This is a genomic window from uncultured Tateyamaria sp., from assembly GCF_947504105.1.
Lineage (GTDB): Bacteria > Pseudomonadota > Alphaproteobacteria > Rhodobacterales > Rhodobacteraceae > Tateyamaria.
Genome location: NZ_CANNGP010000007.1, coordinates 84,731 through 100,654, shown reverse-complemented (window position 1 = coordinate 100,654; position 15,924 = coordinate 84,731). Strand labels below are relative to the sequence as shown.

Sequence of the window (15,924 nt, the reverse complement as noted above, 5' to 3'; positions counted from 1 at the left end):
AGATCTGTTGCGTCACAACCTAGTGGGTGAGGGCGCGCATGCCGCGGCTGAGCCCTTCGAGCGTCATCGGCACCATGGCGTCGACCCCGAAGATTTCCTGGATCATGCTGATCGAGTGGGTGTAAGGCCAGTATTTCTCGGGCACCGGGTTGATCCAAAGATGTGAAGCCCATTGATCGCGGGCACGCGCCAACCAGACCTGTCCAGCTTCTTGGTTCCAGTGTTCGTTCGCACCGCCGGGGTAGGCGATCTCGTAGGGTGACATGCTCGCGTCGCCAACGAAAATGCATTTGTAGTCGGGACCATATGTACGCAGCACCTCATGTGTCGGTGTTTGCGCGTCCCAACGGCGGCGGTTGTCACGCCACACACCTTCATACAGACAGTTGTGGAAGTAGAAATGCTCGAGATGCTTGAACTCGGATTTCGCCGCCGAAAACAACTCTTCCACGATCTTTACATGCGGATCCATTGATCCGCCGATATCGAGAAACAAGAGCACTTTGACGGCATTGCGTCGTTCGGGTCGGGTTTTGACATCTAGATACCCGTGTTCGGCCGTAGCCCGGATCGTGCCGTTCAGGTCCAGCTCTTCGGCAGCGCCATCGCGGGCCCAGCGACGCAGCCGCTTTAGAGCAACCTTTATGTTGCGGGTGCCAAGTTCAACTGTGTCATCCAAATTCTTGAATTCACGCTTGTCCCAAACCTTGACCGCCCGTTGGTGACGGCTTTCCTTCTGACCAACCCGAACACCTTCCGGGTTGTAGCCGTATGCGCCAAAGGGCGAGGTTCCCGCCGTGCCAACCCACTTGTTGCCACCTTGGTGCCGTCCCTTTTGTTCTTCGAGGCGTTTCTTGAGCGTGTCCATGAGCTTGTCGAAACCACCCATGGCTTCGATCTCTTTACGCTCTTCTTCGGACAGATGCTTTTCTGCCAACTTCTCAAGCCAGTTCTGCGGGATATCCACAGCCTCCAGCACCTGATCAATACTGATCTGTTCCAGCCCCTCAAAAGCGGCGGCAAAAGCGCGGTCGAATTTGTCGATGTTGCGCTCGTCCTTCACCATTGCGACGCGGGCAAGATAGTAGAACGCCTCAACATCGTATGTCGCAAGGCCTGCTTTCATTCCTTCAAGGAACACAAGGAATTCGCGCAAGGAGACGGGCACGCCATTCTTTCGCAGACTTTCGAAGAAGGGCAGGAACATGTCAGCCTCTCATCGCGCGGTCGATCAGAACAGTCGCGATCATGCCAACGATGACAAAGGCCAGCGCGTAACCTGCTGCGTATTGAAGAATATCCAATCTGTTACCGTTACGTTTTCTTGCGGTGAACCCGCCTATCAAAGCGCCCAGCAGAGCTGCTGTGATAACGATCATTTGTATTGCCCCTCAATGTGTTGGGGCCAAAAGTTCACCCCTTTAGCGGGCTCAGCGAAGAAATCTCTCGCAGTTTGGCCCGCACCGCCCAGTCAGAGCCGAATCCGTAGCGCGCCCACCCCAAGCTGTCCAGCCTGACGGCACGTGCTTCTGCTGTGCGACCTTGCAGATCAAGCGCTTCGGCACGCAATAGAAGAAGGGTCGACAAGAGTGCGGCGTTTTCGTTGCGTGCGGCCAGGTCGATGTGCGGAGCAAGCGTCACAAGGGCAGCATCCCCTTCGCCGCGACTGATCGCATAAGCCGCCAGCTGGGTTGCGACGTAGGCGCGGTGCAGGTTGGCGCCGGGAGTTGCGGCATAAAACTGGTCTGCTGCACGGAAATGCGACTGCGCAGCCTTTGGGTCACTCGACAAGAGCAAGCGTCCGTTGGCGTAGTGGGCAAAGGCGCGACGGTGATCACGCCAGCCCATGGCGCGTGCAATCTCCAGAGCGCGCTCTGCGGCCTCCTTGCGTTGGGCCGTTGTCGCGCCGGGTCCAAGGGCCGTTTGTACGGCCTGGCTCCAGGCGCGGGGTGTGCGGGTCGCGAATTTCGCAGGCAGGTTTTCACCGGCAGGATTTATGCGGGCAAAGATCCGAGGCAGGCGCTGAGCCACTTGGCCACGGGTCATGCCTGATCTCAGTTCAGGATCGTAATACGCCTTGAGCATCAGCATGTCGAAGCCGGTTAGAACGGTGTGCACATTGTCGTCGTTGAATACGCTATCCGGCAGGCGGTAGAGGTCATTCAGAGGTCCAATAGCCTGCGCCAGTTCTTCGTGCAGACAATCGCGCACTTCTTGTGGGCTTGCATCGTTGGGCAGGAAAATGGCCAGTTGTTTGCGTGTCCGCAGATTGCTCCAGCTGGTGCGCGGCGTGCGACGATTCGACTTGTATTCCGATATTGTCTTGATGTTCGGCACAACAAAGCAGGCCGCGTGGGGCAGGGCTTTGCGGATGTCCTTGCGCGATACGGCTTCGATCGTGATGTTCGCCGCGTTGCCCGGTGCCGCTTCGTAGATGTCGATATCCGCCTCGGTGCGCAGACGGTGCATCAGCCGGCGAAGGTCCGTGCCCAGCGAGGCGGGTGGCTTGCCCGTCACGCGGACCGAAATCGGGCCCTCGAACCGCGTGAGCACGGGCAGTGCCCGACCGGACTCAAGTTGGAAACTCAGTTCGATGAAATCCAGGGCCAGATCGTTGTTTGACCGGGTTGGTTTGTCCGGGCGGGGCGCCCCGAATGTCTTCATTGCAGGCAGGTCTGTGCTGTGCGGAAGGGCACGTGTGGGCGTATCACCAGGTGTGACGGGCACACATGCATTGAGCGCAAGAACAAAGGGCAGAACAAATCGACGCATCATGCTCATCCCCGATCATACTTGATTAAAGGTGACAGCTTGCCAATGCGATCATATAGCTTGCGCGCCTCGGTGTTGAAGTCCTGCGTCAGCCAGTAGACGGACGGTGCGCCTGCAGCATCGGCAGCCTCGTAGACACCTTCGATCAGCGCACGGCCGATGCCACGGCCACGAACGGCCGGATCCGCATAAAGATCCTGCAGATAGCAGACGTTTTCAACTTTCCAGCCGTGGCGGTGGAACAGATAGTGAGCCAGACCGACCAGTGTGCCGTCAAGCTCTGCAACCAGGCAGCTGTAGTCCTGTGGGTCGTCACCCAACAGGCGTGCGAAATAGGTATCGTAAATCTCGGGCGGGCGGCTGGTTTTGTAGAAGGCAAGATAAGCTGTCCAGAGGTCGCTCCATGCTGGGCGATCCGACAAGGTGAGTGGGCGCACAGTAAGTGCGTCGGAACCGGTCATTATAACTGCCTGCCTGCCTTTTAGCATTTTTTGGATGCGGGCGTTTTCGCCTCTCATCGCGGTCAAGGTATGGAGCAATTCAGGCAAAAGAAAGACTTTTTATCCACAAGCTCTGCGTTGGGCAGGACTTGTGGTTTTCTGTGGCGGAAAAGACTCGCTTAACGTGTCCCAAGCAGCTTCTGGCGGATGCGTAATGCCGGGTGCGCGTCGCGGGTGGCACCGCGCATTCATTTGGGTTGCGCATCGGAGGACGTTTTGGTCTACCGCTGCCCCCGTGCCATGAACGCCAATCGCTCGAACAGATGCACGTCCTGTTCGTTTTTCAGCAAGGCACCGTGCAGCTTGGGCAGGGCGCTGGCCCCGTCGGATTTGAGGTCTTCGGCGCTCATGTCTTCAGCCAAAAGCAGCTTGAGCCAATCCAGCACTTCGGAAGTTGAGGGTTTCTTTTTCAACCCTTGTTGATCGCGGATTTCGAAGAACTGGGTGAGTGCTGTGGTCAGAAGGCTTTCCTTGATACCCGGGTGGTGTACCGCCACGATCTGTTTCAGCGTGTCCATGTCCGGAAAGCGGATGTAATGGAAAAAACAGCGGCGCAGGAAGGCGTCTGGCAGTTCCTTTTCATTGTTCGAGGTGATGATCACGACAGGGCGCTGGCGCGCCTTTATCGTGTTGCCCGTCTCATAGACAAAGAACTCCATCTTATCGAGTTCCTGCAGCAAGTCGTTGGGGAATTCGATGTCTGCCTTGTCGATTTCATCGATCAGCAGAACGACCTTTTCATCGGCCTCAAACGCCTCCCACAACTTGCCTTTCTTGATGTAGTTCGAGACGTCGTGGACCTTGTCCTCGCCCAACTGACTGTCGCGCAGGCGGCTGACGGCATCGTACTCGTACAGCCCCTGCTGAGCGCGTGTCGTGGATTTGATGTTCCATTCGATCAACCGCAAACCCAAGCCTCGGGCAACTTGCTTGGCCAGCTCCGTTTTGCCGGTGCCCGGCTCGCCCTTGACCAGCAGTGGCCGCTCCAGAGTAACAGCAGCGTTTACCGCAATTGTCAGATCATCGGTTGCGACGTAGGCATCAGTGCCTTGGAATTTCATGTTTGTTCATCCTGTTGCGGCATTGTGTTGATCAAGCTGCTTTTAGCCAATCTGGTGCGGGAATGGGTAGTGACAATCCTTGGTCCCTCGGATAGACGCTGCGGCAGGGAGCTGATCGGGGCAAAACACTGGACCAACTGGGGAACCGTTGATGGCCAACGTCAGTCGTATCGAGGGGAAGCTAATGAAACAGGAAGTGTTCCTGCCGGATGATTATCGCCCGGCAGAAGGCGAGCCGTTCATGAATGACCGGCAAGTCGAGTATTTTCGTCGCAAGTTGCTGAACTGGAAGTCTGAGCTGCTGGCAGGCAGCAAGGATACAATTGAAGGGCTGCAGGACGGGACACGCAACATCCCTGATGTGGCTGACCGTGCGTCCGAAGAGACGGACCGCGCGCTTGAGCTGCGCACCCGTGACCGTCAGCGCAAGCTGGTGGCCAAGATCGATAGCGCGCTGCGCCGGATCGATGAAGGAGAGTACGGGTACTGCATCGTAACGGGCGAGCCGATTTCGCTGAAACGTCTGGATGCACGTCCGATTGCGACCATGAGCCTTGAGGCGCAAGAACGCCACGAGCGCCGCGAAAAAGTCCACCGCGACGACTGAGCGGCGACGGATCACACATGTGATCCGTTAACGGTGCGTTCGGTGAGGGGTTGGGGCGTCTTTCGCCCCAAACAGCATTTTTTGGCCTGAAAACTGCGTATTTTGAGAGGGCCAAAAACCTCCGATTGGGGGCCTTTTCTGAAAAACTGCATATTTTGACGCGGAAACTGCGCCTTTTCGCAACCTGTGCCCCTTAACCTTCTGTCCACGAAGTCCCGCGCGTTAACGTTTGCCCGCGCGCGGTAACTATTGGTTCATATTTGCCGGTATGCGTCGAACGCCCTTCAGGGGTGAGCGCGGTTCAGCATGCCATAGAGGTCGCGCGGATCGTTCGGGTCGGCCAGCAGGTCGAGCGGATGGAAATACGGCGTTCCCTCGATCCGGTCGCGCACGAAGCGCAGGGCCGAGAAATCCTCGATTGCAAAGCCGACGCTGTCGAAGATCGTGATCTGCTTGTCCGATGTGCGGCCCTGCGCCTGACCGCTCAGGACCTGCCAGATCTCGGTCACCGGATGGTCATCCGCCAACTGTTGAATGTCGCCTTCGATCCGGGTTTGGGGCGGGTATTCGACGAAGATGTCACCGCGTTTCAGGATGGCTGGCGCGATTTCCGTCTTGCCGGGGCAGTCGCCCCCGATGGCGTTGATATGCACACCCGCGCCCACCATGTTGTCCGTCAAGATGGTGGCATAGGCCTTGTCCGCCGTGCAGGTGGTCAAAATTTGTGCACCTTCAATTGCATCTTCTGCCGTTTTGCAAGCCGTGACCTTGAGGCCCGATCCTGCGAGGTTGGCAGCGCATTTCGCGGTGGCGGCCGGATCGATGTCGTAGAGCCGAACTTCGCTGACGCCGGCAATGGCCTGCATGGCGATGGACTGGAATTCAGATTGAGCCCCGTTCCCGATCATCGCCATCGTTTTGGCCCCCTTGGGGGCAAGTGCGCGCGCCACCACGGCGGATGTCGCTGCCGTACGCAGGGCCGTCAGCATCGTCATCTCGGTCAAAAGCACGGGATAACCTGTATCCACATCGGCCAAGAGCCCGAATGCGGTCACGGTTTGCAACCCTTCCGCCATGTTCTTGGGGTGGCCGTTGACGTATTTGAACCCATAGGTTTCGCCATCCGAGGTCGGCATCAGTTCGATGACCCCCTCGGCAGAGTGGCTGGCGATGCGCGGTGTTTTGTCGAACCGCTCCCATCGTTTGAAATCGTCCTCGATATAGCCTGCCAACCCTCGCAGCATGTCTTGCACGCCGATGTGATGGATCAGCTGCATCATGTGGTCGACCGATACAAAGGGCACGAGGGCCTTGTCCGAAGGTTTCATCATAAGTCCTTTCAATAGGCGCGGGTGGGGCGGTCGAAGATGCGGCGGCCAAAAGCCGAGGCGACGAGGTCGACCATCAATTGCGCGGTGCGTCCGCGTTCATCCAGAAACGGGTTGAGTTCCACGATATCGAGCGAGGTCATGAGCCCGCTGTCGCAGATCATCTCCATCACCAGGTGCGCTTCGCGAATCGTGGCGCCACCTGGCACTGTTGTTCCGACGGCCGGGGCAACCGAAGGGTCCAGGAAGTCGACGTCGAGCGAGACATGCAGCAAGCCGTTTGCCTTGGTCACACGGTCGAGAAATGCGGCAAGAGGCTTGGCAATGCCATGTTCGTCAATGTGGCGCATGTCGACATAGGTGACGTCGCTTTGCTCGAGTGCCGCGCGCTCTTCCGCATCGACGGACCGCAATCCAAGCATGGCGATGTTTTCGTGTTGGATTGGATGTGTGATGTCGGGAAAACCGTCAAACCCGGACCGCCCGGTTACATACCCCATGGGGGTGCCGTGCAGATTGCCCGAGGCTGTTGTCGCAGGGGTGTGGTAGTCGGTATGTGCGTCCAGCCACAAGACAAATATGGGGCGACCGCGTTGAGCCGCCGCATTCGCCATCCCGCGGACCGTTCCAAGCGCCAATGCGTGATCACCCCCCATGAAAATCGGTACAGATGTAGTGGACGCGCTCTGGGCCACATCGGACAATGCATGGGTCCACGCGATGGTCTCTTGCAGCGCGTGTAGCCGTTCGTTGGTGTCTTCGGTGAAGGGGGCAGGCGATACGTTGCCGCGGTCTGAAGCCGAGTGGCCGAGATCAACCAGGGCCTGGAGCAGTCCTGCCGTCCGCAAGGCATCCGGGCCCATCAGGCAGCCTTGGCGGCGCTTGCCGCTATCCATCGGCACACCGATCAATTCTATTGTTCTGGCTTCCATTCTGCACCTTGTCGCTGTTGCCACAGAGATTTGCGCAATTCGCGTCGTAGACAAGCAATCATTTTGTCCGTATCGAAACATGATTGATCAAAATGGAGGTCGAAATGGATGATACTGACAACCGGTTGATTGCCGCCCTCCGCCATGATGCGCGGGCGTCACTGTCAGATCTGTCCGTCCGTTTGGGGCTGTCGCGCACAACGGTGCGGTCGCGGATCGAGAAGTTGCAGGCACGCGGCGATATATTGGGATTCACCGTTGTGCTGCGCTCTGACGCGGCACGGGATCCTGTGCGCGGGCTGATGATGATTGGCATCGAGGGACGGGGGACCGAACGCATCATCCGCCAGTTGCAGGGCATGGTCGAGGTGCGCGCTGTCCATTCGACCAATGGCCGCTGGGATGTGATTGTCGAGATCGGGACTGACACACTCGAACAGTTTGACGAGGTGTTGTTCCGTATTCGAAAGCTGGATGGCGTGGTGGCGAGCGAGACGTCTCTGCTGCTCTCTACGCGGAAGTCGGCTTGATGCGCAGGGCCGCGATCCAGCATCCCGCGATCAGGACTGAAAGAACCATGTTCCATCCCGCCATGCTCAGGCCCGCGAACTGCCAGGCGACCTCGTCACAGCGGATCAGCGGGGCGGCCATGATCTGGTCAAAGAGAGCGTCGGGATCAAGGCCGCCAATTGCTGATGACGAGCAGCTGGCCGGACCTTCCCACCAGCCTTGTTCGACCCCGACGTGATATGCCCCGACCCCCGCCGTGCTGAGGGCGGCGATCGCGCCCAACGCGATGAGAGCGGGGAGAGGGACAAACAGGGCCAACGCACCGAGGGCGATTGCCGCCACGTGCGGGTAGCGTTGCCAGATGCACAGTTTGCAGGGCGGCAGCCCGCCGAGGTGCTGGAAGGCAAACGCCCCCAAAAGCAGCGCGACCGAGCCACCTGCGGCCAATGCGACAAGGTTTTGCCGTTTCATAGTGCCCCCACAGCCAGGAATCCGCCCACAAGGATCACGATGAACAGGGTAAACATCAACCCAAGGCGGCGCTCGATGAAGTCACGAATGGGTGCGCCGAACTTCCAAAGCAGTCCTGCAACGATGAAGAAGCGCAGCCCGCGGGCCAGAACGGATGTGGCCATGAAGGTCGCAAGCGGCATGCCTGTCCAGCCGGACATGATTGTGATCACCTTGTAAGGGAAGGGGGTCACACCCGCTGTCAGGACAGCCCAGAAGCCAAAATCGTTGAAGCGCGTGTTGAACGCTTCCATCGCGTCCGCTTTTCCGAGGGCGGCCAGAATGGGTTGCCCGATCGTTTCGAAGGCGAGCGCGCCGATGGTGTACCCCAGCAGGCCACCCAGAACAGAGGCGACAAGTGCGACACCGGCAATGAGCCATGCACGGTGTGGCGCAGCAAGGATCATCGGGATCATAAGGACGTCGGGTGGGATCGGAAAAACCGAGCTTTCCACAAATGCAACAACGGCCAATACCCAGAGCGCTCTCGGGTGATTGGCCCATCCCATGGTCCAGTCGTACAGTCGCTTAATCATGCGAGGCGGCAGACCATGGGCGGGAAGGGAGGTCAAGTCGCTTTGCACTTGCCCCTGACGCAGCACTTCGGTATCCGGCAGTCCTGAGGCCCAAGTGGCGGAATGGTAGACGCAGGGGATTCAAAATCCCCCGCCTTTGCGGGCGTGCCGGTTCGAGTCCGGCCTTGGGTACCAGCCTCAAAAGCGCGATAAGATGAAGCGATGCGAACGTGCGTTGATCGCGGCGCCGCGCTGGCGTTTCGTGCCGTTCGTTGTTCGACAAGGGCACCGGCCTTGCAATATGAACCGTCATCCACGACCCGAACCTATTGATGTCATCAACGCCGGAAGGGCATGCGAGGCCCTGTTATCGGACAAAGCGGTGCCAAGCGATTCGTGAGGTGAAGCCAGCTTGTCAGTCACGCTGCATCATTATGGTATTTTTTTGGCCATTGGTCGCTTTTCGTGAACGTCGAAAACGTCAAACGGGGCAAAAATACGGCATTGTTATCAGTCGTTAACCGTTTCACCCGAAGGAACTTAATGGTGTATTACACCATAGGCGGGAATCCGCTTAAAATGTTGCTGTACAGTGGCTTAGGCGGCAATGTGCCCATGCGCTGCTGTATGTTGAAAATGCCAGTACAATCTGTGGTGGCGATATTGTTCGATATTCCGCCACTTCTGTGGTCTGGCCTGCGCAAAATGCGCCACTTTTCAGACATTTTTCCCTTTTTTTGCTTCAAACGTGATCGTAAGAACATTCTTGCCCAACTGGGGGGCGATATCTGAAGGTCATGGGGGCGACCGCACGAGACGCATTGGTAAATGCGGGATTGTGTGTTCGCTGCGTTGCTGAGCAACCGCTGAAACATGCGAGTGCCGGGTGGTTACCGGTACGCGTATCAGCGCGAACCAAGATTTCCCTCCATTTGTTCAGGCGTGCATGCGGGTCGCCCGGTCACCGGCTGTATCGCTTCGTTTGGGTGAAGAGTGAGTAACGAATGGAGACTGAACCCATGTGGCATATGACGCGCCAAACGGTGCTTGAAACCAAGGCAACCAGGTTGACTGCCGCTACACCCACTGGGCCCGTGTTCCCCGTTCATTTTGCAATTTTTCCGGTCGCGTTGCGTGCTGCGCGCAACCTGGCCTAGGAGATCGACCGCATGACAAAATTCATTGATTTCAATACCCTCACAGCCGGTACTGTCGTAGATAACGAGTTTTCAGCCGAGGGTGTGACGATTTCGGCCATCGGTGGTTCGAACAAAGCCATGATTTTCGATACGGCCAATCCGACGGGCGGCGACCATGATCTCGAGACAACCAACCTTAACAAGGCGCTGATCATCTCGGAAGACGGTGATCGCCGCGATCCCGATGACGAAGCTGACGGCGGCACGCTGCGTTTTGTGTTCGATGAGCCATCGACGATCAACCGTCTCACTTTCCTCGACACCGAGGAAAGTGCGTGGGTGAAGTTTTATGACGTCGACGGGCACCTGATCCAAACCATCGATGTACATGGCGTGGGGAACAATGGACAAAAGATCGTCGATTTCGATGTGGATAACGTCGCGCGCATGGACGTCATCCCTGGCGGCTCTGGCGCTATCGACAACCTGGTATTCGACACGACCGGTGACGGTATCGTCGAAGACGGCAACGATGGGACTCTGATCGACGCAGATTACGAAGGCGATCCCGAAGGCGACATGATCGATGCGGGCGACGCATTGCTGCCGGGCGAAGCGCCCAATGACGATATTGTGGATGCACTTGGTGGTGACGACACCATCAAGTCGGGCGATACCGACGACGAAGTCTATGCCGGGTCCGGGAATGACAGCGTGCTTGGCGGCGACGGCGACGACGTCATTTATGGCGACAGCAACTATGCGGGTCCCGGCGCTGGTGTGTCCGAGCGCGAAGTGTTCGAGTGGGAAAAATCCCCCTTTGGCGACGGCAACAATCTGGGCAACTTCACCCAGGACACCGGCAATGTCGAAGTGTCATTCTCGGTCCTCAGTCAGTCCGCTGCATCCCGCACGATCCAGTCGAATGACGATCAGAACATCCAGAACATCGATGGTGACGGAAACCGGATCGACGACAACAGCTCGCTTGACAACGTTCTGAACGGGCATGGCAATTCAGCAGATTATCAGCTGGAATTTTCGGACCCGGTTGAGGATGTATCCTTCCGCATCAATGATATCGACGGCGATGGCGTGGTGCGCGTCAAGGCATACAACGCAGCTGGCCAACAGATCATCGTCAATCTTGAGGGCGGCAGCAATCTGACGCTGCTGGACGCGGATGGCGTTGCGGGCAACGACACGGCGGACAGCAATGGCGGTTATCTGAACGACACGTCCGAAGAGTATTCGCTGCTTGTCAGCATCCCGGGGCCCGTCGCGCGCATCGTGATCGAGCATGATCAGGACGGCGGCGACAATTCGGGCATCAACATCACGGATGTCTATTTTGATGCGCCGATCATCGACGATGGCGCAGATGGAAATGACACACTGCATGGTGGTATCGGTGACGACACCATCTTTGGCGAAGGTGGCGACGACACGCTCAAGGGTGAAGACGGCAACGACTCGCTTTTCGGTGGCGAGGGTGGTGACCGCCTTGAAGGTGGCAAGGGCGATGACCTGCTGGATGGCGGTGCTGGCCGCGACGTCCTGCTTGGTGGGTCTGGCGACGACACCGCCCTGGGTGGCGACGGCAACGACGAGATATGGGTGGGATCCGGCAATGACTCGGTCGACGGTGGTGCCGACAACGATTGGATCCATGGTCAGGCCGGCAACGACACGCTGAACGGCGAAGACGGCAACGACATGGTCTTTGGCGAAGCGGGTGACGACGTCATCTCTGGCGGTGCCGGCGCTGATCTGTTGAGCGGTGGCGATGATGCCGACACTATCTTTGGTGGCGCGGGCGACGAGGTTGACGGCGGTGCGGGTGGTTTCAGCACCAACCCGGCGAACAACACAGACCTCGATGTTCTGGACCTGACGGGGCAGGGGCCGTTCTTCCTTGATAATGTGACGCCTGACGGCAATGACAACGGTATTAACGGCACTGTGGTGTTTGTTGATGATGCGGGGAATCCGAACGGTCTGACCCTGACCTTTACCGAGATCGAAGAGGTCATCGGGGATGAGATCAACCGAGGCCCCGATGCTGTGGATGATACGGCCGAGGTGGACGAAGACGGCAGTGTTGTCGTCGATGTGCTGGGCAATGATACGGACCCCGACAGCGACCCGCTGCGCGTGACCGAAGCGACGTCGCCCGACGGGGACGTGACCATCAACCCGGATGGCACGATCACTTTTGAGCCTGCCGAGAACTTCAACGGCCCCACCACGATTACCTACACTGTGACTGACGATAACGGTGGCGAAGATACGGCGACCGTGAATGTTACGGTGAACCCGGTCAACGATGCGCCGGATGCGGTTAATGATACGGCGACGACGGACGAAGACACGCCCGTCACGATCGATGCGCTTGGCAACGACACTGATGTGGATGGTGATGATCTGACCATCACCGGAGCCTCGGTTCCGGCTGATCAGGGGACGGTCGAGATCGTCAACAACGAGTTGTTGTTCACTCCCGCCCCGGACTTCAACGGGGATGCGACCATCTCCTATGCCATTTCGGACGGGAATGGGGGCACTGACACGGCCGAGGTCGTGGTCAACGTGACCCCGGTCAATGACGATCCCGTTGCCGTGGATGATCTGGCTGACACGATGGAAGACGAACCCGTCGTGATTGATCTGCTGGGCAATGACACGGATGTGGATGGCGACGATCTGACGCTTGGTGCGGTGTCGGTCCCGGCTGATCAAGGGACTGTCGTGGACAACGGCGACGGCACGGTCACCTTTACCCCCGCGCCGAACTTCAACGGCCCGGCGACCATCGACTACACCGTTGTCGATGGCAACGGTGGGTCCGACGCGGGGCAGGCCATTGTCAATGTCGGTGCGGTCAATGATGGCCCGACCGCCGTCGATGATGCGGCAACGACGGATGAGGACACTCCGGTCACCATCGACGTGGTGGGCAACGACACTGATCCGGATGGGGACACCCTTGAGATCACGGGTGCGTCCGTGCCTGCGGATCAGGGGACCGTCGAGATCGTGAACAACGAATTGCTGTTCACCCCGGCCGAGAATTTCAATGGCGATGCCACAATCACTTATTCCATCACCGACAATAGCGGTGGCACTGACACCGCCGAAGTCGCGGTGACGGTGACCCCGGTCAATGATGATCCGCTGGCCGTGGATGACATTGAAACAACGGACGAAGACGTGGCCGTCGTGGTCGATCTGCTGGGCAACGACACGGATGTGGACGGCGATACGCTGACACTGGGTGACGTGTCGGTCCCTGCGGACCAGGGTTCGGTCGTCGATAACGGTGACGGCACCGTCACCTTTACCCCCGCGCCGAACTTCAACGGCCCGGCGACCATCACCTACACCGTGACAGACGGCAATGGCGGCGAAGACACAGGCGAGGCCATCGTGTCCGTGGGCGCTGTGAATGACGGTCCGGTGGCTGAGGATGATACGGACACAACCGAGGAAGACACGCCGGTCACCGTCGATGTGCTTGGCAATGACAGCGATGCTGATGGCGACGATCTGACCGTGATTTCGGCGGTTGTCCCGTCGGATCAGGGTGCAGCGGTTATCAATCCCGACAACACAATCACCTTTACCCCCGCCGAGAATTTCAACGGTGAAGCGACGATCACCTACACCATTGCGGATGGGAACGGTGGCACGGATACCGCCGAGCTGGTGATTGATGTCACACCGGTAAATGACGCGCCGGACGCCAGCGATGATGCAGACACCACGCCGTTCAACACGGCTGTCACGATCCCCGTGCTCGACAACGACACGGATGTGGATGGGGACGCACTGCGCGTGACCGAGGCCACGTCACCTGACGGCGACGTCACCCTCAATGGTGACGGCACGTTGACCTTCACGCCGAATGACGGGTTCGAAGGCGACGCGGTCATTGACTATACCATTACCGACGACAATGGCGGCTTTGACAGCGCCCAGGTCACCGTGACGGTCGAACCGAACCCGCTGGATGGCATCGTGAAAGGCACCGATGACGGTGAGGTGATCGACGAGGATTACACGGGCGACCCCGAAGGCGACATGGTCGACAACGGCGACAACATCTTCTCGAACGACCCGGACGATGCGGATGACGACATCATCGAAGCGGGTGGTGGTGACGACACGGTGATCGCGGGCCAGGGCGACGATGTTGTGGATGGCGGGGCCGGTAACGACCTGATCGAGACTGGCAATGGCGATCTGGCACCTGACCTTGGCTTCCCCAACGACGATGGTACGCCTGTTCCGGGCTTCCCCTTCGGCTTCCCTGCCGATGATGACCCGAACAACGACCTCGACTTTGTGGATGGTGGCACCGGCGATGATACAATCAGCACCGGCGACGACGCAGACACCATCGTCGGCGGCGAAGGCAACGATGTCATTGACGGTGGTATCGACGATGACGAAATCTCGGGTGATGAAGGCGCTGATCGGATTGTCGGCGGTGAAGGCAACGACCTTATCGAAGGCGGCGTTGGTGACGACACCATTTTCGCCGGTAACGACCCTGATCTGGGTCTGGACCAACTGAATATCGAGGATGACGGCTCTAACCCGATCTTCCCCGCGGATCCACGCCCCGACAATGGCATCGACACTGTCTTTGGCGGCGAAGGCAACGATGTCATCTTTGGTGCGGACGACAATGACGAACTGTTCGGTGAGGAAGGCAACGACACCATTGATGGTGAGATCGATGACGACCTGATCGACGGTGGTGTCGGCGATGACAGCCTGCTGGGCGGTCAAGGCAACGACACTATCCTCGGTGGTGACGGCAACGACTTCATCGATGGGGGCCGTCAGGCTGACACGGTTGAAGGTGGCGACGGCAACGACACCATTCTGGGTGACAATGGCGCCGACCTCTTGTCGGGTGGTGATGGTGACGACTTCATTGATGGCGGCACCGGCGACGACACGTTGCGCGGCGATGCTGGCAACGACTCGATCCTTGGCTCGACCGGCGACGATGTCATTGACGGTGGCACCGGCAATGACACGATCGACGGCGGCAATGGTGGCGCCGACATCATGCGCGGCGGTGATGATCGCGACACCTTCGTCAATGTCGACGCCGGTGAAGATGTCGATGGCGGCGGCGGTGGCGATGACTTTGACACGCTCGATCTGCGTGGGTCTGCGCCGAACAACGGCTCGTTGCAGGTTGTCTTTACCAATCCGGATGCCAACGGCAACGGCTTTGACGGCGTGGTCAATTACTTCGACCAGAACGGTGATCCTGCGGGGCAGTTGACCTTTACCGATATCGAGGACGTGATCCCATGCTTCACCCCCGGTACGCTTATTGCGACCCCGACGGGTGAGCGTCGTATCGAAGATCTTGAAGTTGGTGATCGGGTTATTACCCGCGACAACGGCATCCAGGAAATCCGCTGGGTCGGCAGCCGCGCAATGTCCGGAGAAGAATTGGCCCGAGCCCAACATCTGCGTCCGGTACTGATCCAGAAGGGCGCCCTTGGCAACGGGTTGCCAGAGCGTGACATGCTCGTCTCGCCTCAGCACCGTGTGCTGATGGCGACCGACAAGACAGCTCTGTATTTCGATGAGAGCGAAGTACTGGTGGCCGCCAAGCATTTGACGTTCATGGATGGTATCGACGTGGTTGATGTGTCTGCCACGACGTACATCCACGTTATGTTTGATCAGCACGAAGTGATCTTGTCCGATGGCGCGTGGACGGAAAGTTTCCAGCCTGGTGACATGACGCTCAATGCCATGACGGAGGCACAACGGACCGAAATCCTCGAACTGTTCCCTGAATTGGAAACCGGAGAGGGAACCATGGCTTACACGTCAGCGCGTAGAAGTCTGAAGAAGCACGAGGCGCAACTTCTTACGCATTAAACGCCTGACCAAAAGCCGGAAAAAGGCGCGCAGCCTCTCGCCATGATTCGCGAGGGCGCAAAAAACGGGGCATTGGGGGGTGCACCCGTTTTTTGTGTTCAATCCGGGTAATAGTGCCGAATTGTTTCTTCTAAGGG

General features: G+C 58.3%; 13 protein-coding genes and 1 tRNA gene. 5 read left to right on the top strand and 9 right to left on the bottom strand.

The window, feature by feature from the left end; translation table 11 throughout:
* Positions 1-19: 19 nt before the first annotated feature.
* From Q1A75_RS06865 to Q1A75_RS06845, 5 genes are all read right to left on the bottom strand, one after another.
* Entirely contained in the window at positions 20-1,207 is a 1,188-nt protein-coding gene (locus Q1A75_RS06865) for a VWA domain-containing protein (RefSeq protein ID WP_299546250.1), read from the bottom strand.
* Position 1,208: 1 nt separating this feature from the next.
* Complete coding sequence (locus Q1A75_RS06860; RefSeq protein ID WP_299546252.1) at positions 1,209-1,379, bottom strand: apolipoprotein acyltransferase; 171 nt, start codon at positions 1,377-1,379, stop codon at positions 1,209-1,211.
* Positions 1,380-1,413: 34 nt separating this feature from the next.
* Positions 1,414-2,772 carry a DUF2927 domain-containing protein gene (locus Q1A75_RS06855; protein ID WP_299546254.1) on the bottom strand — a complete coding sequence of 453 codons (1,359 nt, stop codon included), beginning with the start codon at positions 2,770-2,772 and terminating at the stop codon, positions 1,414-1,416.
* Between the two features lie 5 nt (positions 2,773-2,777).
* Positions 2,778-3,233: a GNAT family N-acetyltransferase gene (locus Q1A75_RS06850; protein WP_299546256.1), complete on the bottom strand. Its 456-nt coding sequence runs from the start codon at positions 3,231-3,233 to the stop codon at positions 2,778-2,780.
* Positions 3,234-3,493: 260 nt separating this feature from the next.
* Positions 3,494-4,333: a MoxR family ATPase gene (locus tag Q1A75_RS06845; RefSeq protein WP_299546258.1), complete on the bottom strand. Its 840-nt coding sequence runs from the start codon at positions 4,331-4,333 to the stop codon at positions 3,494-3,496.
* A 184-nt stretch (positions 4,334-4,517) separates the two neighbouring features.
* Here Q1A75_RS06845 and dksA point away from each other — a divergent pair, with 184 nt between their 5' ends.
* Positions 4,518-4,940 (top strand): RNA polymerase-binding protein DksA, encoded by a 423-nt coding sequence (gene dksA / locus Q1A75_RS06840; RefSeq protein ID WP_299546275.1) that lies wholly within the window; start codon positions 4,518-4,520, stop codon positions 4,938-4,940.
* Between the two features lie 284 nt (positions 4,941-5,224).
* Here the strand turns inward: dksA and Q1A75_RS06835 are convergent, their stop codons facing one another.
* A complete protein-coding gene (locus Q1A75_RS06835) occupies positions 5,225-6,271 on the bottom strand; it encodes an ornithine cyclodeaminase (RefSeq protein WP_299546260.1) in 1,047 nt (348 codons plus the stop codon).
* An 8-nt stretch (positions 6,272-6,279) separates the two neighbouring features.
* Positions 6,280-7,200 (bottom strand): arginase, encoded by a 921-nt coding sequence (gene rocF, locus Q1A75_RS06830; protein ID WP_299546262.1) that lies wholly within the window; start codon positions 7,198-7,200, stop codon positions 6,280-6,282.
* A 104-nt stretch (positions 7,201-7,304) separates the two neighbouring features.
* Between rocF and Q1A75_RS06825 the strand changes: the two genes are divergently transcribed.
* Positions 7,305-7,730, top strand: a complete 426-nt coding sequence (locus Q1A75_RS06825) for an Lrp/AsnC family transcriptional regulator (protein WP_299546264.1) — start codon at positions 7,305-7,307, stop codon at positions 7,728-7,730.
* Here the strand turns inward: Q1A75_RS06825 and Q1A75_RS06820 are convergent.
* Positions 7,711-8,181, bottom strand: a complete 471-nt coding sequence (locus tag Q1A75_RS06820) for a disulfide bond formation protein B (RefSeq protein WP_299546266.1) — start codon at positions 8,179-8,181, stop codon at positions 7,711-7,713. The two genes, Q1A75_RS06825 and Q1A75_RS06820, sit on opposite strands and share 20 nt — an antisense overlap.
* Positions 8,178-8,756 carry a YqaA family protein gene (locus tag Q1A75_RS06815; protein ID WP_299546268.1) on the bottom strand — a complete coding sequence of 193 codons (579 nt, stop codon included), beginning with the start codon at positions 8,754-8,756 and terminating at the stop codon, positions 8,178-8,180. Before Q1A75_RS06815 ends, Q1A75_RS06820 begins: the two co-directional genes overlap by 4 nt.
* Positions 8,757-8,844: 88 nt before the next feature.
* On the opposite strand from Q1A75_RS06815, the gene Q1A75_RS06810 reads away from it, so the two are divergent.
* The 3 genes from Q1A75_RS06810 to Q1A75_RS06800 all read left to right on the top strand — a co-directional run bounded on the left by Q1A75_RS06810 (position 8,845) and on the right by Q1A75_RS06800 (position 15,787).
* Positions 8,845-8,930 (top strand) — tRNA-Leu (locus Q1A75_RS06810).
* Positions 8,931-9,200: 270 nt separating this feature from the next.
* Positions 9,201-9,527 (top strand): hypothetical protein, encoded by a 327-nt coding sequence (locus Q1A75_RS06805; protein WP_299546269.1) that lies wholly within the window; start codon positions 9,201-9,203, stop codon positions 9,525-9,527.
* A gap of 377 nt (positions 9,528-9,904) precedes the next feature.
* The gene (locus Q1A75_RS06800) at positions 9,905-15,787 is read left to right on the top strand and encodes a cadherin-like domain-containing protein (RefSeq protein ID WP_299546271.1); all 5,883 of its coding nucleotides are present in this window, start codon (positions 9,905-9,907) and stop codon (positions 15,785-15,787) included.
* The last annotated feature ends 137 nt before the right edge of the window (positions 15,788-15,924 follow it).

Bases quoted from the DNA above. Each gene is read 5' to 3' on its own strand.
- Q1A75_RS06835 (WP_299546260.1), bottom strand. From the start codon at position 6,271: ATGATGAAACCTTCGGACAAGGCCCTCGTGCCCTTTGTATCGGTCGAC.
- Q1A75_RS06860 (WP_299546252.1), bottom strand. From the start codon at position 1,379: ATGATCGTTATCACAGCAGCTCTGCTGGGCGCTTTGATAGGCGGGTTC.
- Q1A75_RS06865 (WP_299546250.1), bottom strand. From the start codon at position 1,207: ATGTTCCTGCCCTTCTTCGAAAGTCTGCGAAAGAATGGCGTGCCCGTC.
- Q1A75_RS06820 (WP_299546266.1), bottom strand. From the start codon at position 8,181: ATGAAACGGCAAAACCTTGTCGCATTGGCCGCAGGTGGCTCGGTCGCG.
- dksA (WP_299546275.1), top strand. From the start codon at position 4,518: ATGAAACAGGAAGTGTTCCTGCCGGATGATTATCGCCCGGCAGAAGGC.
- Q1A75_RS06850 (WP_299546256.1), bottom strand. From the start codon at position 3,233: ATGACCGGTTCCGACGCACTTACTGTGCGCCCACTCACCTTGTCGGAT.
- Q1A75_RS06845 (WP_299546258.1), bottom strand. From the start codon at position 4,333: ATGAAATTCCAAGGCACTGATGCCTACGTCGCAACCGATGATCTGACA.
- Q1A75_RS06855 (WP_299546254.1), bottom strand. From the start codon at position 2,772: ATGCGTCGATTTGTTCTGCCCTTTGTTCTTGCGCTCAATGCATGTGTG.
- Q1A75_RS06800 (WP_299546271.1), top strand. From the start codon at position 9,905: ATGACAAAATTCATTGATTTCAATACCCTCACAGCCGGTACTGTCGTA.
- Q1A75_RS06815 (WP_299546268.1), bottom strand. From the start codon at position 8,756: ATGATTAAGCGACTGTACGACTGGACCATGGGATGGGCCAATCACCCG.
- Q1A75_RS06825 (WP_299546264.1), top strand. From the start codon at position 7,305: ATGGATGATACTGACAACCGGTTGATTGCCGCCCTCCGCCATGATGCG.
- rocF (WP_299546262.1), bottom strand. From the start codon at position 7,200: ATGGAAGCCAGAACAATAGAATTGATCGGTGTGCCGATGGATAGCGGC.